We start from the raw sequence: 19359 nt of genomic DNA, 5'->3' as shown, positions 1-19359 counted from the left end.
AAAATCACAACTCCATCCGGCGCCGCGCGTTGTCCCCAGCAAGCGCCCGCACCACACTGGCATTACGCGCTCGTCCTTCGGTCCAGGTTCGCAATCGATTGATCTGCTCGTCCATCGTTTTGGCCAGCGGCACGGTCTGGCGCAACGCCTCCAGAATGTGATCCGTGGCGAGTTCTTGTTGGGCGTAAAAGGCGTCGTAAAGCGCGCTGATGATCGCCTCCTCGACCTCCGCGCCGCTGAAATCCTTGCTCGCATCCACGAGCGCCTTGAGATCAAAATTCTTCGGTTCCCGACCACGCTTGGTGATGTGAATGCGGAAGATCTCTTCACGTTCAGATTCCGACGGCAGATCAACGAAAAAGATTTCGTCCAGACGGCCTTTGCGCATCAACTCCGGCGGCAGTTGGGAAATATCATTGGCCGTGGCGACCACAAAAACCGGCGCTGTTTTCTCTGAGAGCCAGGTCAGAAACGTGCCAAAGACACGCGCCGTCGTGCCGCCATCGGTCGCGCCCGATCCTTGCGAACCAGCGAATGCCTTGTCGATTTCGTCCACCCAAAGTATCGCAGGCGCTACCGATTCCGCCACGGAAATGGCTTTGCGGACGTTTTCTTCGGACGAACCCACCAGACTGCCGAACATCCGGCCCATGTCGAAGCGCAGCAACGGTTGTTGCCATAAACTGGAAACGGCCTTTGCGCACAGGCTTTTGCCGCAACCTTGCACGCCGAGCAGCAAGATTCCTTTGGGCGCGGGCAAACCAAATGCGCGTGCCTGGTCAGTGAACGAACTGGCGCGTTTTTGCAACCAGTCCTTGAGAACGCTCATACCGCCCACTTGCGAAAATGTTTCGGTTGTCGCGTAATACTCCAACAGCCCGCTCTTGCGAATGATTTGTTGTTTCTCGGCAAAAACCTCATTGACGTCTTCACCACTCAATCGCTCGTCCTTGACGATTATCTTGGCAAAAACGTTTTCCGCCTCGCCGAGCGTCAAACCGAGCGCCGCCTGCAACAACCGCTCGCGTCCAGCCTCGTCCAAATCAATTTTCACCTGCTTGAACTGCTTCACTTCATCCACGATCTTATCCAGCAACGCGGCCAGGTCATCGCGGTTCGGCAAAGGAAAGTTAAGCACGGTGATTTCCTTTTCCAATTCGGTTGGGATTTCGAGGGCCGGAGAAACGAGGATGATGGTCTTGAAACTGTTCTTCAGGTGCAACGCAATCTCCTTCAATTTGCGAATGATCGCGAAATTATTTTTGGTCAGGAACGGGTGAAAATCCTTGAATATGAAGATCGCCGGCTCGACCTGCTCGATGACCTGATCCAGTGCGGCGAGCGGGTCCTTGGTGGCGGCGTTGCGATGTTTCTGCGATTGAATGGAAGTGCCAGCGGGCACGATGCCGACACTGTAACTCCACTCAAACACTTTCTTCTGACGTTGCCGCGCAATCTCCACCACCATGTTCTGCACGCGCGTTTCTTCACTTGAGATGATGTAAAGAATCGGATAGCGGGCGCGGATGAGCGTTTCGATTTCTTGTTGGAGATTCATTGGTCAGAAATTTTGTGAGCGGGAGAATGCCAGTGCTCAGGGAGTAATTTCTTAGTTTCTGAACCGACATGGGTGATGATTCTCTGTTTAATCGCTTCGTCTGTAGGATTCAATTCACTAAGCACAGCCGCCATTGCTGGGGTTAGATTATGAGCCAGGACTTTCCCGTCGGGCATGATCAGCAACTCAGTGGTCAACTCTACCTGCTGTTTGGCGCTCATAACTTTTTTGCTGTTCATTCGATTAAGTGTAACTCGTGTTCACGAGCTATCTCCCATGCCCGGTCGCTATCCAATTGGGAAGTTGTTCCGCGCAACTCAGCGTGCTTGGCTGATTTCCAGCCAGGCCAGAAACCCGAGCGCAGATTCACTTTGATTTGCGGAAATTCGTTTGCCAGCCACACAGCCACCGGCTTCCAGCAACAATCGATATGGCCAGGCATAACAAGATGGCGAACGATCAAGTCACTCTGCTGGCTGGCCCATCGCAGGTTTTCCTGAACAGTATTTGTGTAGTCGGGGATGCCGGCCAGTCGCTGGGCGCATGAATCGTTGCCAAATTTGTAGTCGGCAAGCCACACATCGAACATCCCATCGAGCAACTCGCGCGCTTGAGCCGAACCGTGAGCGTTGGTTTTCCAGACCAGTTTCGCTGTATCCGGCAAAGCCGCCACGATTTCCAGCGCAGCCGGAAGGTGGATGGTCGGTTCACCACCAAGAATCATGACCGTGCGCGCTCCGCCAGCCAGCGCTGCTTCGGCTTTGGCTGCAAACGCAGTCGCGTCGAGAATTTCTCCGGCGCGAGGATTCCAACTCGATGCGCCGGTGATGCAAAAGGAACAGCGTAGATCGCAACCACTCAATGCAATCGCGAACGTCGGAATGAGTTCCAATTCATCCGAAACTTCGACTTGGGCCGAGAACACCCGTGCTTCGGCGCCGGCGCGGCAGAGTCCCAGTTCGCCAGCCAATCGATTCACGCCACAATGATGCGCACACAAATGGCAATCAGCGAGCGCGGCGCGGGCGGCTGCCGCCCTTTCTCTGGCGAGTTGAGAACGGGGCGCGGACTTCAGTCCGCCTCGTGGGAACGAACTACTCCGAAGCGGACTGAATTCTGCGCTCCGCTGCTTTGGTTCAACGTTCATCATAGTTCCAGCTTGCCAATGCGAGCTGATGTCACTGGCAACTCCGGTTCGATTCCTTTGCTTTTCCACTGGCGTAGAGGATAGAGCCAGCCCGTAATCCCGCCGCACAGCAGAGGGAGGTAATCCAGCTGCTCGCCCGGCCGCCGCAGAATGTTAAGCAGAAATCCCAGCACCGAAATGATCAGCAACATCTGTCCAACTGACATCGCGCGCAGACCCGTGAGCAGCGTTGCGACAGAAGCACGTTGTCGCCCGCAGGCAACCAACAGACCGAATATGACTCCGCTCAACCCCATCAGCGACGTCAGGCTATAGGGCAACAGCAGGGCTTTGCCCAGACCAGCGCTTAGGGCAGCGATGAGACTAAACGTCCAAAGCTGACGCGCCGTCCAAACAGTTTCGAGGCCCGCGGCCAGCAGGTTCAAAATGATCACGTTGGTAATTAAGTCCTGAAAACCTGCGGGAAGGACGGGGTATGTAATTACCTGCCAGACGTGACCGTTCCAAAATGCCGGCGAACTCAACGCCAGCCATGCGTGCAAATCAATGATGCCAAAAAATCTTCCTGCAAGCGCGGCAAGATATGCCGTCACCAGAAAGGCGAGCAACGGACGCACACTCCGGGGGAATAACGATCCACATTGCTGAAGGAACATGTTCATGGCTCGGGAGACTGGCGGGCAAACAACCGGTCCCACCATGAACGCGGTGGTTTGGGTTCTCCGGCAAGCGAGTTTTTCAACCGAGCTTCTATCGTCGGTGGCGGGACGGCTTGTGCCGCGTCGTAACGAAGCATTTCCTCAACGGAAGCAAACTCGAGCCCTGGCTGATGTTGAGCGACCTGCTGCTCGGTTGTTTGCTGCTGTTCCTGGTGCTGTAGTTTGGATGATTTGGGGTTCATAAGGGGACTTCAGGAGGTTTTTCTAAATTGTAGCACAAAGGCCTTTCGAGCGCGGTGCAGCTTGCCTCGAACCGCATCCACACTTTGCTCGGTGAGAGTTGCCACTTCTTCATAGCTCATTTTTTCGTCCGCAATCAACAAAAGCAGCAGGCGATATTCTTCAGAGAGCGCGTCGAGCGTTTTTTGGATCCGCTCTCCAAGTTCCTTGGTTTCCAGAACGCGCAACGGATTGTCCGGATTGGCGGTCGTGCCATTCAGGAAAATGTCGTCCACATTGTTGACCATGTGGCGTTGATGCCAGCTCCGCAACAAATTGCGACAATGATTGATGGTGATCCGATACAGCCAGGTTCGCACCCCGGAGTCACCGCGAAACTGGTCAAGTTTCCGGAAGGCTTTAAGAAAAACGTCGTGGGTGGCGTCCTCGGCCTGTGTCGGATCGCCCAACATTCGCAAGGCAAGATAATAAACTGCTTGGGAATGTTCTTCGTAAACCGTGGCCCACTCTGACGAATCGCAAACGGATTGATCGCCAGAGGCGGCAAGACTTGGTTCAACGCTTTCGCCCATGCAAACAGGTAATTCCATTACCCATTTGACAGGACTGTTGCCCAGTTGTCACGCCCACTCCTTGACAAACTTGCGCCTACTTTGCCAAATCAAACTCCAGCCGCGTGCGCGAGCCGGTCTTCACGTTGCGGATTTCCATCTCCTGCAATTCCCAGCGGCCGTTCACCTTCTTGAATTCTTTGGGATCAAATTCCTTAAGCAGCTTTTTTCCCTGATCGTAAGCCTCGGCGTGGACGATGCCGCCCGTGTCGATGTCGATCCACGAAACCACGCGGACATATCCGTTGGTGGTCGGATGCGGGTTGACGCTTTCCAAAACGTCGCACGATTGGCCGCGACGCAATTCCTTTTTCAACAGGCGTTGCACGGGCCATTGAAAGAATTCGAGGCCCAGATCAGTCAGCCAGAAATCAGATCCGGCCAGCGCTAGGTTCGCTTCTTGGCCGGGCAGTTGCCGCGGAGCGCCGAGAGCGGAATCCGCCGCCGCTTTCGCATACAAGTATTGGTTCGCCGCGTTCGTTGAACGCACAACAGTCAACATTTCAGCCCCGATCTTGTTGGTGGCACTGGTGGCATAAACTACTTTCCAACCGTTCTCCTCCACGATGATCCGCCCGGTAATCGGAATGGTAGTGGTTTGACGGTCGCGGCCGCGGATTTTCAAAATGCCGCGCCACTCGGAATTCTCCACCGGCTTCTGCGCCAGCAGGTCCGAAACCAATGCGCGGCCTTCAATCTCAGCCTTCGATGGTTCGGCGCCAGCCCACGACAACGCTCCAAGATACACCAGCGCCGCAGCCAGCGTGGTTGGCAGCGAAGGTGAAATCATTTGGCACGCAAGGCCAACGGGACCAGTTCGGAAATGTGGCGAACGAAATGCGCCTTCATTTTCTTCCGCACTTCCAACGGCACTTCGCTCCAATCATTTCGGTTCTGGTCCGGCAGAATGACGTGTTTCAGACCGGAGCGCGCCGCCGCCAGCACCTTCTCCTTGATGCCGCCGACGCGCAGCACGCGCCCGCGCAAACTGATCTCACCGGTCATGGCCATGTCCGATCGCACCCGGCGTTTCATCAACAGTGAAGCGAGCGCCACCACGATGGTCACGCCCGCGCTCGGTCCGTCTTTCGGCGTGGCGCCGGCCGGCACGTGAATGTGCATGTCGTATTTGCTGTAGTCCTTCAGGTCGAGGCCCAGCATCCGCGTCTGGCTGCGCAAATAACTCAGCGCCGTCTGCGCGCTTTCCTTCATCACTTCACCCAGCGAACCGGTCAACAGCAGATTGCCTTTGCCGGGCATACGGGTCGCTTCGATGAACAGAATCTCGCCGCAGACCGGAGTCCATGCCAGACCCGTGGCAATGCCGTATTCCGTGATGGTTTCCGCGATTTCGGAAACAAAACGCGTCGGCCCCAAATAATCCTTCAACGATTCCGCTTTGATGGTGAGCGGTTTGGATTGTCCATTGCGGCTGACGATTTTTCGCGCCGCTTTGCGGGTCAATGCGGCAATCTCCCGCTCCAACTGCCGCACACCAGCCTCCCGCGTGTAATCCTGGATCAAGTGGCGCAAGGTCGAGTCCGGCAGCTTGACGAGTTTGCCGGTCAGCCCGTGCTCGCCGAGTTGACGGGGCGCGAGAAAGCGTTTGGCAATCTGCAGTTTCTCGGACTCAGTGTAGCTTGGCAGTTCGATGACCTCCAATCGATCGCGCAACGCGGGATGAATCGGCTCCAGCCAGTTGGCCGTGGTGATGAACAACACGCGCGACAAATCAAACGGCAAATCCAGGTAATGATCCGTAAAGGTGTTGTTCTGCTCCGGGTCGAGCACTTCCAACAGGGCGGAAGCTGGGTCGCCGCGAAAATCAGATCCCACCTTGTCAATCTCATCGAGCAGAATCACCGGGTTGCGACTTTCCACACGTTTCAACGTCTGGATGATCCGCCCCGGCAACGCGCCAACATAGGTGCGGCGATGTCCGCGAATCTCTGCTTCGTCGCGCATGCCGCCCAGCGATATGCGCGCGAACTTTCGTCCCAAGGCATCGGCCACACTTTTGCCGAGGGAAGTTTTGCCCACACCCGGCGGGCCGACCAGGCAGAGAATCGGGCCTTTGAGTTGCTTCTTGAGTTTGATGACGGCAAGAAATTCCAGGAGGCGGTCCTTGACCTTTTCCAATCCGAAATGTTGCTCGTTCAGAATCCGGGCCGCCGCAGCCAGGTCGAGTTTATCCTCGGTCAACTTCCCCCAGGGCAGGCTGACAATCCAGTCGAGGTAATGCCGGGTTACGCCATATTCCGCCACGGCCGGCGACATCTGCTTGAGTCGCTCCAGTTCCTTCAACGCAACTTTTTTGGCTTCTTCCGGGAGTTGGTTCTGCTCGATCTCCACGCGCAAGGTTTCGATCTCGCTGGCGTTGGGATCACCTTCGCCGAGTTCGCGCTGGATGACACGCATCTGCTCCCGCAGGAAAAAGTCGCGCTGGTTCTTGGAGAGCGAACTGACAACGTCGCTTTGAATCTTGGAGCTCAAGTTCAGGACTTCGAGTTCGTGATTGAGCAGTGGCTGAAGGCGGACGAGGCGTTCCTTGACGGAAACCGTTTCCAACAATTTCTGCCGATCCTCCAGGCTGAGGTTCAGGTTGGCGGCGATCAAATCCGACAGGTGGCCGGGGTCTTCAGTGTTCAGCGCGGCGATTTTGACCTGGTCGGGCAACGACGGAGATAGTTTGATGACTTCCTGGAACTGTTGCTGGGTGTTGCGAACCAACGCAGACAGCTCGATGGATCCGTCTGTGACATCCTTCAACACCTCGATCCGCCCCCGCAAATAAGGCGTCTGGCTCTCGTATTCCTTGATGCGAATCCGCCACAGTCCCTCGATCAGCACCCGCACCGTGTTGTCGGGAAACTTGAGCATCTTCAACACGCGCGCCGAGCAGCCATGCTCCCACATGTCTTCGGGCGACGGGTTCTCAACTTCCGGTCGCCGTTGTAGCACCACGCCCAGCAACCGGTCGCCTTCCACCACGTCGTCTATCAGGCGAATGCTCTGAGTCGTCTCCACCAGCAGCGGTGCTACCATGCCGGGCAAAATCACAATGTCCGACAAACCCAGAATGGGAAGCACTTCGGGCAACGAACGCGATGATATGCGGGACGCGGGTGCGCCGGCTTCACCGGAGTTAACCCCCAAGATACTGATGAATTCGGTGTCGGGTGAGGTCATCGTCTTGCCCATTTGACATTAGATGCCCCAGCCAGTCAAAAAGTTCAGCAAAGTTTATTTCACCTCGGCGGTGGACACCTTGACTTTTTTCGACTCCGGTCGCGCCATCACCGGAACATCGATGCGAAGGAAACCATTTAAGTAAGCCGCCTTGGCCAGGCCCAGATCGTAGCCCGCTGGCAGTTCAATCACACTTTCAAACGGGCCGTAGTTGATCTCCATGACCAAAAAACTGCATTTGGCCGTGCGACACCCGTCCGGTCGTTGACCGCAAATCCGCAGGCGATTGCCCTCCACAGTGATTTCGAGGTCGTCACTGCGCATCCCGGCCAGTTCCACCTTGATCACCAGCCCGTCATCCGTCACATAGACATCGGTGTTGGGCACCCAATGCCCCTTGGCGGAAACTTCACGACCGGCGGCAACCAATGAGCGCTTCACGAAATGCACCGACGAACTGACTTTACACATGGCCATGTTAGGGAAAAAGTATCGCAGCAACGCGAGTTGCGCAAGCGCGCTCTTATTTCATTTTTACCACTATTTGCGGGCGCTCACCCTTGCGCGCGTGAAAAACGATGGAGCTTTGAGGTGACGACTGACCGACCGACGAGCAGCCGCAGTGGGTGTCCCGCTGGAAATCAAACCGACGCGGACGAAATCTGATCCAAAGAAAAATCGTCGCCGTGATTCCCACAATGCTCAATGCGACTATCTGCTGCCAATCCATAGGGGCAAGATAGCCTGATTACGCCCCGGCGCAACAAGTTTCATTTTGCAAACTTTCCGCCACCATCCGCCGCCAAACCCTGCAACCAACCGTGAATCCCGCTTGGCCAATCCGTAGGTGGAGGCAGATGGATCAACAACGTTCAAGCTCGCTGGCTGGCTGGCTTTAGAACCGATTTCTGAATTGGCCACGGTGCAAAATGATTCTCTCCCGTTTTATCTTGAAACGAATGTGGAAACGGGGAGATGGTGATGGCCGTCCAAACCGCGGGATTATTGAAACAGGAACTTGTTATGAACCGTTTTGCGCTGATGGCCATGTTGCTCTCTCCCTTTCTTACTCCCTCCACTCATGCGGAAAAAACTTTTGCTGAACGGCTGGGCTGGAAGCCGAACGACATCGTGCTCATCTTGCATGTGGATGATGTGGGGATGTCGCATTCATCCAACCTTGGCGCCATCGAGACGACGGAGAAGGGAGTGGCAACGTCGTGGAGCGTCATGATGCCCTGCCCCTGGGTGCCGGAGATCGCCAAATATCTCAAGCAACATCCCGAGGTGGACAGCGGCCTTCACCTCACGCTCACGTCGGAATGGAGTCTGTATCGCTGGCCGCCGCTGGCCGGCAAACCGAAAGTGCCCGGCCTCGTGGATCCGGAGGGTTGCCTGTGGCACGGGGTTGCGGACGTCGCCAGCCATGCTTCGCCTGACGAGATCGAAGCGGAAATCCGCGCGCAGATTGATCGCGCCGAACACCTTGGTGTTCCCATCACGCACCTGGATTCGCACATGGGCACACTGTTTGCGCGACTCGATTATTTTGAGCGCTTCGCCAAGGTGGGCATGGAAAAAGGAATTCCGATTCTGGCCATCGGCGGCCACGCTACTTACTCGTTAAAGGAGAACCCACAAGCGGCCGGAAAGCTGCGCGAGTGGATTCCGAAAATCTGGAACGCTGGTTTGCCCGTGCTCGATGATCTCCATACCGGCTCATACGATTGGAAGCCAGACGAGAAAAAGGAAAAATTCCTCGCGCTGCTCAGGGAGTTGAAGCCGGGTGTGACGGAGATTCTCTTTCACGCCTCCATTCCCACGGAGGATTTTCCCTTGATCACCTCTTCCAGTCAGGCGCGCCTGGCCGACGCAAAGGTGCTCACCGATCCGGACGTCAAGAAACTCATCCAGGAACGCGGAATCATTTTGACGACGTGGAAAGAATTGAAGGAGCGCCGCAAGAAGGCCGCGCCGCTGGAGTAGCTGGGTGGTTGGTCACTCGATGAATCGGCCTTTGAGTTGCTCCACGGAAAAACCCGGAGCCTTCACCGAATCCATCAACTTGCGTTCCTTCGTCCGCACCTCTTCGACTGCCTCCAGCAAATTGTCGAGTGCCGCCAGCGGAATTTTTAACAGCCCATTTTCGTCGCCATGCAGCAGATCGCCGGGCTGAATCGCCAGACCTTCGATCTGGATCGGCACGCTAACCCGGACAATCCGGAAGCTCGCATGGCTGACAACCGCGCCACGCGAAAAGTAGTGAAAGCGCAACGCCCGGACCTCCGGCACATCGCGCACTCCGCAATCGCTGACCAGCCCCACCGCGCCGAGCCTCGTGAAAATGGTCGCCATCACCTCGCCGCAATGCGCCGCGTAATCGCCGTGCCCGCCAATCTCCTGAAACGCAACGACCGCCGGCTTGGACGAATCCGCAACCGCTCGGAACAGTTCGAGAAATGTGCTTTCTTGCGTTGGATGCATCGACGTGACGGTTTCCACATGCGCCGTGACGGCGTAGCCGCACATGCGGCCAAACTCCGGGAAGAGACAGCGGATTTGTAGCGGCGTGAAACCCTCGGCCTTGGGCCGCAGCTTCAACCGTTCAATCGCGTTGGAAAGCGTGGGGCTATCGACAGCCTTGAGTTTTTCAATAATTCCAGTGTCTGCTTTTGAAGTTGCGCTCACGACTTGCTCGCTTTCATTTTTTGGTTTTGTTGCCTTCGATCACCCATTCTTCGTCGAACACGGCACGGTTGACGACCGTCCGCTCATGGGAAGTATAGATGACGTGAATCTTTCCATCTTGCGCCTGCGTGGCCATGGGATACGCGTAGTCATACGGTCCCACGGCGATGTTGCGTCGGTAAGGATAACTCTTGTCGTTGTCCGTGGAGATGGCGGCCGTAAGCGGTGTGCGTTCGTTCATGCTGTCGTTGTAAACAAGCAACAAGTGACCGTTTTTGAGTTTGATAAAATCGACAGACGAGTTGGGATTGAGGAACTGACAATTCTTCCCTTCGCTCCAGGTCTGTCCACCATCGTGCGACTCGGCGCGAACGAGATATCCATTCGTGGTCGGTTCAAAATTTCCGCCGCGCCGGCAATAGGCCACGAGGTAATCATCGGTGAATTGCACTGGAACGGGTTGAATGTTGCCGGTCGCCGAGCGGATGCGTCCCGTCTCGTTCCACTGTTTCTTTTTCACGTCGAACCGTAAAAACAATCCCGTGCTGTCCGCCCCGGTTTTCTCCTTGTCGGCTCCTGTCTCGTGATAAAGCGGCAGCAGATAATTTCCGTTGTTCAGCACGATCGGTTTGTTGCAGACCATCATGCCTTCCTCAAGATGCAGCGGGAACGCATCCGACCAGGTCTCGGCGTTGTCCTTGGAAACTTTTGCCTGCACGCGGGAACTCGACCAGGTTTCGCCGAAGCGGACGACGTAGAACAACCAGACCAATCCGTCCGGCGATTGCCAGATGACTCCGTTTCCGAGTGAGCGGAACGGGTCTTTGGCGATGACGCGCGGCGATGTCCATTTGGTGCCGCCTTTTTTCAAGCGCGACCCAAAGACCGCCGTGTCGTTGGCATATTCGCCTTCGCCGCCATAATAAACGAGATAGAAGTCGCCATTCTGGAATTGCGTCATGCGCGCCGGATGCTTGTAAGGCCCGGTCTTCACTTCCGGCCCAAAGATGCGCTCGAGTTGAATTCCTCCGTCTGCGAAACCGGTTGAAAGCAACGTCGTGAGGAAAAGCCCGAGCGCCAGCACAAATTTATCGCGAATGTTTTTCATAGTGTCATTGATCATGGATAGTAAAGACCGATGCTCAACGATAGTCGATTTTTTTGTGAATGGGAAAACGATGGATCTTCGCGGGTCGTGACTCATCTATTTTCTCAAAGCCGTTTCGAGTGCCATCGTCATTGCCCGTTCCGCGCCGGGTGCAACCCAGCACCAATCACCAAGGTTGGTGTCGTTTTCCGCCCACGCGCGCTCAATGGGAATGTAACCCGGCGCGCACTCGCCGTAGCCGGCCACGCACACAAACGAATCGGGCCGCAGTCGTTGCGCGAGCAATTGAAATTCGACATACGATTCCGCGGGCAGCAACACCAACTCTGCACGGCCTAAATCGATCACCGGTACATCAATCTTGTGTCCGGCATCAGCGCGTTTCCGCCAGCTCAACCCCAGCGCAGCCAGACATTGGCCGAACGGTCTGGAGTCGGTCGTCAATCTTTTGGTGAGACCCTCGACGGTGAAGGTCGAATCGTTGCGCGGTGCCAATTTCAACGGAATGATGCGAAAGTTCACTTGTTTGAGTGGATATCGTCTGGTGTCCTTCCATGCCGCCGTCATTGCCTGGTAGATGCGATCCGCAAGCGCCGGGCGATTTTCCGGCGAACCGTCGTTATATTTGCCGGCGGTGACGTTGCCGCTGCAGCCAGAGGTGTAAATTTGGAAAACATTCGGGTCATCCGCTTGTCGCCGTCGTCGCGCCAACCCGACGAAATCATCCGAAACGCCGCCTTTGCCGTAATAGCTCATCGGGTGTGTGGCGTAAAAGTTCAACGCTGCCACTGGTTGATCGTCGTTCCAGAAGCTCAACGTCTTGAGCCAGGGATCAATGGTGCCTTCCGCTTGTTCATGCGCCCTTGGATCGCGCGTGGAACTCGTGCGGCTGAAGGAAATCTTCCCGTTGGCGTCCAAGAAGCGCCGGTTGGAGGCCACCCGTTCAACTTTCGCTTGGCCGATGCCAAAATGCGTGACCCGCCGCGCTGACCGAAGACTTTCCCGCAACGCCGCCGCCACGCGCTGCACTGCTCGTTCATGAAAATCCGGATCGCAAATGCTCCCGGCAGCTTTTTGTCCTCGCAAAATTCGCTCGGCTTCCAGATCAGCGATTGGCGCATCGTGGACATGAACGCAGGTCACCAGCACGCGCTCCTTTTCGGTCTGCGCCGTGTCTGCCAATACCGTGCGCCAACGCTCGTACGCGTCGTTGCGAATTTCACACCACTCCACCGACACCAGCACCAGTGGTTTGCCCGTGCCGAGCAGAACAATTCCGCGCGCCGACAGCGGATCGTCAACCTTCTGCGCCGGCGCGATGCCTCCACCCATCAGCGGATGCCCCATTGGTGGTGTGACATCCGCGCTGAACGTCGCTAGACGAAAACTATTTCGGTTGCTTGAAAATGACTGACATCCTTGCAGACCCAAAGCCATCACACCCGCGCTGGCAGCGGACAGTCTAAGAAACTTGCGTCGCGGCAGCATCCGATTCGTCATGGCGATTCACTAACATTGATCGAACTCAAAATGAAACACGAAATCGCCGCCTTTATTTGGCCCTCCATCGCCCGATTGACAATCCAGCCGGCTCAGGCAAACTGGTGGCGTAGTTATAGCAGCCTAAGTCGGCCTGCCTTCCTGCGGGCTGATACGGGGGAACCAAACTCCTCGAACACAATTTGAGGACGGGGCGAACGGCGGTGAGCGATCATCGCCAAGGTCACTTTCAGGACCAAGCCCGTCAGCTAACCTCGTCGGCATCTGGAAGGGCGATCCTCCAGGCCCGCAAGCGCGGCACCCGTGATCCCCAAATCAAAACCAGGTCGTTCCGCAGATTCCGTCTGCGCGTGACGGCATTTTGGCGTTCATTATGAACAAAATCTTGGGTTGGTTGAAAACGGTGTTCATCGGCAAATCGCGCGAGCTTTCGGATCAGAAACTGTTTCACAAAATCTCACTCATCGCACTCTTCGCGTGGGTCGGGCTGGGAGCGGACGGACTTTCGTCATCGTGTTATGGTCCGGAGGAAGCGTTCAAAGCGCTGGGCGCTTTCCCGCATTTAAGTTTGTTTGTCGCGCTTGCAGCGGTGGTAACCATCGTGGCAATTTGCGCGAGTTATTCGCAAATCATCGAGCTGTTTCCAACGGGCGGCGGTGGCTATCTCGTCGCGAGCAAGTTGCTTTCGCCCGCGGCCGGTGTGGTGTCGGGTTGCGCGCTGCTGATTGACTACGTGCTGACGGTCACCATTTCCGTTGCAAGCAGCGGCGACGCGTTGTTCAGCATCCTGCCGCCCGCGCCGCAAGCCTGGAAACTGCCGTTCGTCATCGCGGGCGTGGCGTTTCTCACGCTGCTCAATCTGCGGGGCGTGAAAGAATCGGTGCTCCTTTGGGTGCCGGTGTTTTTCGTGTTTATCGCCACGCACGCCTTCGTGTTCCTTTACGTGCTGGTGACTCATTTCACCGGCGTGGTTGGCGCGGCCAGTTCAACGGTATCTGAAGTGCACGCTGCCACTTCGCAATTCGGCTGGCTCGGAATGCTGGCTTTGTTGTTGAAGGCTTACAGCATGGGCGCGGGCACTTACACCGGCATCGAGGCGGTCAGCAACGGCCTGCCGATTCTGCGCGAACCGCGCGTCGAAACCGGAAGACGGACGATGCGTTACATGGGCGCTTCACTCGCCATCACCGTGGCGGGCTTGCTGCTCTGTTACCTTCTGATGGGCGTCGAGCCGCAAAAAGACAAGACACTGAATGCCGTGTTGTTCGAGCAGTTGACGCAAGGCTGGCCAGGCGCAACCGGATTTGGCTTCGTGCTGGTGACGCTGGCATCGGAAGCAGCTTTGTTGTTCATCGCGGCGCAGGCAGGTTTTCTCGACGGCCCGCGCGTGCTGGCGAACATGGCGCTCGACCGTTGGTTTCCCACGCGGTTTGCCAACTTGAGCGACCGATTCGTCACCCAGAACGGCGTGCTGCTCATCGGCGCGGCGGCGCTCGTGATGATGGTGTTGACGCGCGGCTCGGTGGCCTTGCTCATCGTGCTCTACAGCATCAACGTCTTCATCACGTTTTCGCTCTCGCAACTCGGCATGGTGCGGCATTGGTGGAAGGAACGCCGCGTCGAAGTGGCCTGGAAAAAGAAAATGGCGATCAACGGCATTGGTGTGCTGTTGACCGGGTCTATTCTGATTTCCCTGACCGTGGTGAAATTTCATCAAGGCGGTTGGATAACCTTGCTGGCGACCGGCTTGTTGGTTGCGGCAGCCTTCGCCATCAAGCGTCACTACGCGGGCGTGTTGGCGCAATTGCGGCGGCTGGATGCCATCCTTCCAGAAGCTGAGGAGTTATCTGCAAAAAAAGCAACCAACCCGAAGCACACCTGCGATCCAAAGGCGAAGACGGCGGTGCTCTTCGTGAACGGATTCAACGGCTTGGGATTGCACACGGTCTTGAACGCTGTCCGGCTTTTCGGCGGCGCGTTTAAGAATTTCGTTTTTGTCCAGGTGGGCGTCGTGGACGCGGGAAACTTCAAAGGCGCGGCGGACATTGACCGGTTAAAGACGCACATTCGCACTGAATGTGACCGCTACGCAAACTACGTGGGCGCGAAAGGCCACGACGCAATGGCATTCACGGCGGTTGGCCCTGATGTCGTCGAAGAAATTGCAAAACTCGCATCGACCATCATCGCGCAGTTCCCCAACGCAGTGTTCTTCGGCGGCCAATTGTTGTTCGAGCGCGAAACACTGTCTTCACGCTGGTTGCACAACCACACGATTTTCGCGTTGCAACGGCGGCTGTTCCTGTTGGGTCTGCCGTTTGTGATTCTGCCGATACGCGTTTGAATTCCCACGTAGCAATACTGCGGGCTTGAGGCAAACAACTTCTCACCCGCGCCACCGATCGATCCTGCGGAAGTTGGTTGATTCGGACTGCGTCCGAACATGCGTGTTGTCCAGCAGTTTGCGGCCTTCGAAATCGCCGTTGGACACCGTGTTGAACCAGACGCCGTCTTCCAGCCGAACACGTGTAAGCGTGAACGTAAAGCGTTTCAGCGACGCGAGCAGACCGCCCCACAACGTCACCTCGGATTGCAGATGGACTTCGATCTTGGCGATTTCGAACTCCTGTTCGTCAATCCAGAGTTTGCCGGCCAATTGGTTCAGCAGCCGGTCGGCGACGTGTTTCAAAGGCAGGCCCGGCCTTGGTTGATACGTCAGAACGTATGTCGGTCGTCCGTTGATCGGCTGACGATCCACAATGGCGAACTTGTATTTGGCGATCAATTCCGCCGTGAGAAAGTTTTCGCGATCATCGCCGCCCTTGACGGTTTTGCGTTGCGCGAGGGTTTCACGGTCTTTGAGTTCGCGTTGCTCCTGTTTTTTCAGTTCGCTCGCCGGCAATACCTTGCCGTTGACTTTGACGAGTCGCAAGTAGGTCAGTCCGGCGTCGAACACGCCTTCGTAGAATCTCTCCGTGCGATCCTTGACCTTGCCCGTGGCATCGAGTTCCTCGGTCAGCGTGATCTTCGTGTAGGTGTAATTGGGTCGGGCGGGCTGCGAGGCAGACCAGCGCGCGCGCTCCACCGCCTTTTGCATCACTTCGTCGGCCGTGAGCGGCGTTTTGCCGTGCAACAACGACGCGACGCCTCCGCTCAACACGAGCAAAGCCACCCAACCAACGCGCGCTTGTCGAAAGTAATTCTGTCTCATGAATACTTGCCTTGTAGCCACTCTACCAAACTACTTACGAAAAGCCAATGGTTGCGCGAATTTTTTAATCACTGTCCCCGGCCATTGTCAGGGCGATGAGAAGGCTCACGCCTTGTCCAGGTGGCTTTAATCCGGACGACGCCCCGCACTTGCTGGAGCGCCAGCGACGAGTTGAATGACTGAGCCAGTCACTTAAATCCGCGAATCAAACCGGAAAGAAGGTAATTCAAGCAAAGGCGCCTTGACTCCCAGCCCTTCCCAGGAGGGGAGTGACGCACAGTGGATTGTTCCCCTCCGGTCCTTTCAATCCTTTGACTAGGAAGCGGCATGGCGGTGCCGAACGCTTCTGATCAGCCCGAACAAGAGGCTGACCATACCCATGATCCAGCCAATGGGATAAGGCAGAATCAGGAGTCCCCACCACATTGAATGTCCACTACGTCCGCCAATACCTCCGCACGCGCTCAACACAAACATCGCCCCCACCCCGGCGGCTATCAGGATGAAAATCCATATCCAGTAAATGCGCAACCCGCGTCCACTGTTGCTTAGGAATGTGCCGAGCGTCACGACGCCGCTGCCGGGAAGAATAACCAGCGATCCCTCCAGCGGATCAAGAGCGCCGACCAGCATGGCGATACTGCCTACCATGATCAGCATGCGTGACCAAAGTTTACGTGCGTTCATACGATGCCGCCTAGTCAGTATGGCTTTCGCTGTGGGCGAAAGCGGTGTCTGCTCTCCGGTGTAAGCGTGGGTTGCGCCGCGTGAGCGGTGCCGAGCCACAAGTTGTGGGACTTGCGCCCCAGACAACCAATGAAAGGAACACAAACACCATGAAGACCTACATACTGCGTGACCCTAAAACTGTCGAGCCGCAAAAACGCCAACCCAATCCCATCCCCCCTCCCCGCCGCCACGCTCCCGCCGTGCCGCCGCCGAAATGTCCGGGCTGCGGGCAGACGATGAGGTTGATCGGCTCGGTGGCGCGCAAGCCGCCGTGAGGGCGCGGCGAGTTGAGGGTTCAAAGTTGAGGGTTGAGCGGAACGGGCGCCCGGAATGCGAAGCGGCGGGGCGCGGACCGACGGGCTGTGCTCCCGTTGACGCAAACCGAGCCGCCAGAGCGCCCGTGGCCGCGAGCGGCGCCGCGCAACGGACGCAAAACCGAGCCGGGAAGTCCGGCCCTCCGGGCCAGGCGCGCTCAGGGCGGCAGGGCACTGCCCGCCTCACGGAGTGGCGGCAGAGACCGGAACGAAAAGCAAAAGGCAAGCAGGAGGACTTCACGAACCTTCGACGGGCCTGCCCCGTGAGCCGGCCGCAGGCTTTTACGGGGCGGGTTCAATTTACCCCGTGGGAAAACTCACCGGTGTGTACGACAGCACAGTTTGTAGAACCAGTTTCCCGTGTCCTGAGAATCAGCGCAGGCTTTCCCACGGGGCAGGCCGGATGGAAAGGACGCTCCGCGCGACTACCTCAAACAAAAGTTCAGACTCCCCTCCGCGCTCCGGTCCTTCCCATCCTTTGGTGATTAGCGGTTTGGTGTGTCTCCACATAGCTCTTCAAATATGGACGGATCATGTGCGAATAGACCTGGCCGAACAATACCGTGCTCACAACGCCTGCTACCAGCATCAATCCGACTGTGGCGGCTGGAAACCGCATGGTCTCGATAGCGGGCGGAGAACCCCCAGACAAAAGCCAAGTCTGACCGTCAATCACCAGACCAACAAATGCACCGGCAAGTAGGATGGCAAACTGACTAAAGAATGCCGCCCACGTCTGCCAACGACGAAACGGCTGGAGACAACACGCTCGCCACGCAGCCGTGCGCCGCGATGCTTCCAAGTCCCTCAACTCGGGAAAGGATTTGCGTGTCCAATAGAACTGCATAACGCTCGGGTTGCGACCCGAGGTGAATCGGGAAGCCGAGCCACAAGTTGTGGGACTCGCGCCCCAGACAACCGAAATGACCGAACGAACAGACACCATGAAGACCTACATACTCCGTGAGCCAAAAACTGTCGAGCCGCAAAAGCGCACACCCAATCCCATCCCCCTCCCCGCCGCCACGCTCCCGCCGTGCCGCCGCCGAAATGTCCGGGCTGCGGGCAGACGATGAGGCTGATCGGGACGGTGGCGCGCAAGCCGCCCTGAGGGTGACGGAGGTTGAGAGTTGAGAGTTGAAAGTGGAGCGTTGAGGGCGCCGTGCGAAAGTCACGCCGGCGCACCAACGGGGCGGTGTTGTCGCGACGCGCAAAACGTCACGGCGGCCGCCGCCGCGACGGCCAACGACGACGCGCCCAGGACCCGGAAGCGCGGCGGAAAGTGCGGACGGACATCGGGATGATCAGTCTCGCCGGGGGGGCGTGCCCCGGCGCACGGAACCGACGGGGAACGACGGGAAAAGCAAAAGGCAAGGAGACGGCCTCACGAACTTGCGACGGGCGGGTTCAACAACGGATGGCAAGGACGCTCCGCGCGATCATCTCACACAGCAAGGCCACGCCCCCTCCGCGCTCCGGTCCTTCCCATCCTTTGGTGATTAGGTGTGCTCATCTCTTCTAAACAATCTTTTGGCCAACTGCCAGCCTTTCCAAAGCGCTGCGCCGAGTAATGCTCCCAAGACAGCGTTGAATGCCAACGCCGTCAAAACCATCTCTGACGTGATGTTGCCGTATTCCCCGAGACGCCACTGCCAGCCAAGGAAATGGCAGAACATATTTGGGAGCGCAAACACTGCGACCCAAGGGACCAAAAGCAATAACCCGATGAGACTCTCTCCGCCGTGCAGACTGGAACACGCAAGCTGCGTTAACAATGTGGTGACGCAATAAATCGTCGCTCCCCAGATGCAGGTTTTTTTCATGGGCGTCGCACACCTAACGATAGAACTGACCGACGCGGGCGGCCAGTTGCGTCCGAATTGGAGACTGACGCGGCCCGCCCGCGTTCGGTCCAGTGACCTTGTTAGCCGCCGTCTTTGTCCTTTCTCTCGACGGCCTTGGCAATGCGCTCCAGCGACTGCTCGACCCGCTCCATGTGCTGCTCCGTTCGACGCGCGCGTGGCCCGCTCTGCGCCCAGCGAATGCCCAAGTAGATGAATGCGCCTAGAATGAGAAGCGGCAAGAAGGTGTAAACGATCTTCATGAAAGGCGACTCGTCTGCAGCGCTTCCCTGAGACTGCGCGTGTGCTAGCCACGGTAGAAATAGCCACGCTGCCGTGGCAGCCAGTAGATGCTTGAGGTTCATAGTGGATGCGAGCGTTCGATGACGCCTAGTCAGTATGGCTTTCGCTGGGAGCGAGAGTGGTGTCTGCTCTCCGGAGTAAGCGTGGGTTGCGACCCGAGGTGAATCGGGAAGCCGAGCCACAAGTTGTGGGACTCGCGCCCCAGACAACCGAAATGACCGAACGAACAGACACCATGAAGACCTACATACTCCGTGAGCC

At 57.0% G+C, this 19359-nt stretch carries 18 protein-coding genes; 3 read left to right on the top strand and 15 right to left on the bottom strand.

Translation table 11 applies throughout. The features are described 5' to 3' along the window. Positions 1–4: 4 nt before the first annotated feature. From HY298_01150 to HY298_01115, 8 genes are all read right to left on the bottom strand, one after another. Positions 5–1558: an AAA family ATPase gene (locus HY298_01150; GenBank protein MBI3848887.1), complete on the bottom strand. Its 1554-nt coding sequence runs from the start codon at positions 1556–1558 to the stop codon at positions 5–7. Beyond that, positions 1555–1797 (bottom strand): hypothetical protein, encoded by a 243-nt coding sequence (locus tag HY298_01145; GenBank protein ID MBI3848886.1) that lies wholly within the window; start codon positions 1795–1797, stop codon positions 1555–1557. The genes HY298_01150 and HY298_01145 overlap by 4 nt, the downstream gene beginning before the upstream one ends. Further along, positions 1794–2537 (bottom strand): radical SAM protein, encoded by a 744-nt coding sequence (locus HY298_01140; GenBank protein MBI3848885.1) that lies wholly within the window; start codon positions 2535–2537, stop codon positions 1794–1796. The genes HY298_01145 and HY298_01140 overlap by 4 nt, the downstream gene beginning before the upstream one ends. 167 nt (positions 2538–2704) lie before the next feature. Next, a complete protein-coding gene (locus tag HY298_01135; GenBank protein MBI3848884.1) occupies positions 2705–3367 on the bottom strand; it encodes a rhomboid family intramembrane serine protease in 663 nt (220 codons plus the stop codon). Between the two features lie 248 nt (positions 3368–3615). Next, positions 3616–4194 carry an RNA polymerase sigma factor gene (locus HY298_01130; GenBank protein MBI3848883.1) on the bottom strand — a complete coding sequence of 193 codons (579 nt, stop codon included), beginning with the start codon at positions 4192–4194 and terminating at the stop codon, positions 3616–3618. Between the two features lie 58 nt (positions 4195–4252). Beyond that, on the bottom strand, positions 4253–5005 hold the full coding sequence (locus HY298_01125) for an outer membrane lipoprotein-sorting protein (protein ID MBI3848882.1): 753 nt from the start codon (positions 5003–5005) through the stop codon (positions 4253–4255). Continuing rightward, positions 5002–7404, bottom strand: a complete 2403-nt coding sequence (gene lon, locus HY298_01120) for an endopeptidase La (GenBank protein ID MBI3848881.1) — start codon at positions 7402–7404, stop codon at positions 5002–5004. Before lon ends, HY298_01125 begins: the two co-directional genes overlap by 4 nt. A 54-nt stretch (positions 7405–7458) precedes the next feature. After that, positions 7459–7881 carry an Hsp20/alpha crystallin family protein gene (locus tag HY298_01115; protein ID MBI3848880.1) on the bottom strand — a complete coding sequence of 141 codons (423 nt, stop codon included), beginning with the start codon at positions 7879–7881 and terminating at the stop codon, positions 7459–7461. A gap of 546 nt (positions 7882–8427) precedes the next feature. On the opposite strand from HY298_01115, the gene HY298_01110 reads away from it, so the two are divergent. Beyond that, positions 8428–9390, top strand: coding sequence for a polysaccharide deacetylase family protein (locus tag HY298_01110; GenBank protein ID MBI3848879.1), 963 nt, complete (start codon positions 8428–8430; stop codon positions 9388–9390). Positions 9391–9402: 12 nt separating this feature from the next. Here HY298_01110 and HY298_01105 read toward each other — a convergent pair whose 3' ends face one another. The 3 genes from HY298_01105 to HY298_01095 form a co-directional block, all read right to left on the bottom strand. Then, positions 9403–10092, bottom strand: a complete 690-nt coding sequence (locus HY298_01105; protein ID MBI3848878.1) for an RraA family protein — start codon at positions 10090–10092, stop codon at positions 9403–9405. A 13-nt stretch (positions 10093–10105) separates the two neighbouring features. After that, complete coding sequence (locus HY298_01100) at positions 10106–11200, bottom strand: exo-alpha-sialidase (protein ID MBI3848877.1); 1095 nt, start codon at positions 11198–11200, stop codon at positions 10106–10108. A 96-nt stretch (positions 11201–11296) separates the two neighbouring features. After that, positions 11297–12688: a twin-arginine translocation signal domain-containing protein gene (locus tag HY298_01095; GenBank protein ID MBI3848876.1), complete on the bottom strand. Its 1392-nt coding sequence runs from the start codon at positions 12686–12688 to the stop codon at positions 11297–11299. Positions 12689–13073: 385 nt separating this feature from the next. Here HY298_01095 and HY298_01090 point away from each other — a divergent pair, with 385 nt between their 5' ends. Then, positions 13074–15044: an APC family permease gene (locus HY298_01090; GenBank protein MBI3848875.1), complete on the top strand. Its 1971-nt coding sequence runs from the start codon at positions 13074–13076 to the stop codon at positions 15042–15044. A gap of 42 nt (positions 15045–15086) precedes the next feature. Here the strand turns inward: HY298_01090 and HY298_01085 are convergent, their stop codons facing one another. Then, positions 15087–15911: a hypothetical protein gene (locus tag HY298_01085; protein MBI3848874.1), complete on the bottom strand. Its 825-nt coding sequence runs from the start codon at positions 15909–15911 to the stop codon at positions 15087–15089. Between the two features lie 315 nt (positions 15912–16226). Further along, entirely contained in the window at positions 16227–16598 is a 372-nt protein-coding gene (locus HY298_01080; GenBank protein ID MBI3848873.1) for a hypothetical protein, read from the bottom strand. A gap of 149 nt (positions 16599–16747) precedes the next feature. On the opposite strand from HY298_01080, the gene HY298_01075 reads away from it, so the two are divergent. Next, on the top strand, positions 16748–16915 hold the full coding sequence (locus HY298_01075; protein ID MBI3848872.1) for a hypothetical protein: 168 nt from the start codon (positions 16748–16750) through the stop codon (positions 16913–16915). Positions 16916–18453: 1538 nt separating this feature from the next. On the opposite strand, the gene HY298_01070 is transcribed toward HY298_01075, so the two are convergent. Next, positions 18454–18777, bottom strand: a complete 324-nt coding sequence (locus tag HY298_01070) for a hypothetical protein (GenBank protein ID MBI3848871.1) — start codon at positions 18775–18777, stop codon at positions 18454–18456. A gap of 101 nt (positions 18778–18878) precedes the next feature. After that, entirely contained in the window at positions 18879–19058 is a 180-nt protein-coding gene (locus tag HY298_01065; GenBank protein MBI3848870.1) for a hypothetical protein, read from the bottom strand. Positions 19059–19359 lie beyond the last annotated feature (301 nt).

This window comes from Verrucomicrobiota bacterium (assembly GCA_016200005.1).
Taxonomy (GTDB): domain Bacteria; phylum Verrucomicrobiota; class Verrucomicrobiia; order Limisphaerales; family PALSA-1396; genus PALSA-1396.
This window is presented reverse-complemented; position numbering and strand designations above follow the sequence as displayed.

Bases quoted from the DNA above. Each gene is read 5' to 3' on its own strand.
- HY298_01150 (MBI3848887.1), bottom strand. From the start codon at position 1,558: ATGAATCTCCAACAAGAAATCGAAACGCTCATCCGCGCCCGCTATCCG.
- HY298_01145 (MBI3848886.1), bottom strand. From the start codon at position 1,797: ATGAACAGCAAAAAAGTTATGAGCGCCAAACAGCAGGTAGAGTTGACC.
- HY298_01135 (MBI3848884.1), bottom strand. From the start codon at position 3,367: ATGAACATGTTCCTTCAGCAATGTGGATCGTTATTCCCCCGGAGTGTG.
- HY298_01130 (MBI3848883.1), bottom strand. From the start codon at position 4,194: ATGGAATTACCTGTTTGCATGGGCGAAAGCGTTGAACCAAGTCTTGCC.
- HY298_01125 (MBI3848882.1), bottom strand. From the start codon at position 5,005: ATGATTTCACCTTCGCTGCCAACCACGCTGGCTGCGGCGCTGGTGTAT.
- lon (MBI3848881.1), bottom strand. From the start codon at position 7,404: ATGACCTCACCCGACACCGAATTCATCAGTATCTTGGGGGTTAACTCC.
- HY298_01115 (MBI3848880.1), bottom strand. From the start codon at position 7,881: ATGGCCATGTGTAAAGTCAGTTCGTCGGTGCATTTCGTGAAGCGCTCA.
- HY298_01110 (MBI3848879.1), top strand. From the start codon at position 8,428: ATGAACCGTTTTGCGCTGATGGCCATGTTGCTCTCTCCCTTTCTTACT.
- HY298_01100 (MBI3848877.1), bottom strand. From the start codon at position 11,200: ATGAAAAACATTCGCGATAAATTTGTGCTGGCGCTCGGGCTTTTCCTC.
- HY298_01095 (MBI3848876.1), bottom strand. From the start codon at position 12,688: ATGCTGCCGCGACGCAAGTTTCTTAGACTGTCCGCTGCCAGCGCGGGT.
- HY298_01090 (MBI3848875.1), top strand. From the start codon at position 13,074: ATGAACAAAATCTTGGGTTGGTTGAAAACGGTGTTCATCGGCAAATCG.
- HY298_01085 (MBI3848874.1), bottom strand. From the start codon at position 15,911: ATGAGACAGAATTACTTTCGACAAGCGCGCGTTGGTTGGGTGGCTTTG.
- HY298_01080 (MBI3848873.1), bottom strand. From the start codon at position 16,598: ATGAACGCACGTAAACTTTGGTCACGCATGCTGATCATGGTAGGCAGT.
- HY298_01075 (MBI3848872.1), top strand. From the start codon at position 16,748: ATGAAGACCTACATACTGCGTGACCCTAAAACTGTCGAGCCGCAAAAA.
- HY298_01070 (MBI3848871.1), bottom strand. From the start codon at position 18,777: ATGAAAAAAACCTGCATCTGGGGAGCGACGATTTATTGCGTCACCACA.
- HY298_01065 (MBI3848870.1), bottom strand. From the start codon at position 19,058: ATGAAGATCGTTTACACCTTCTTGCCGCTTCTCATTCTAGGCGCATTC.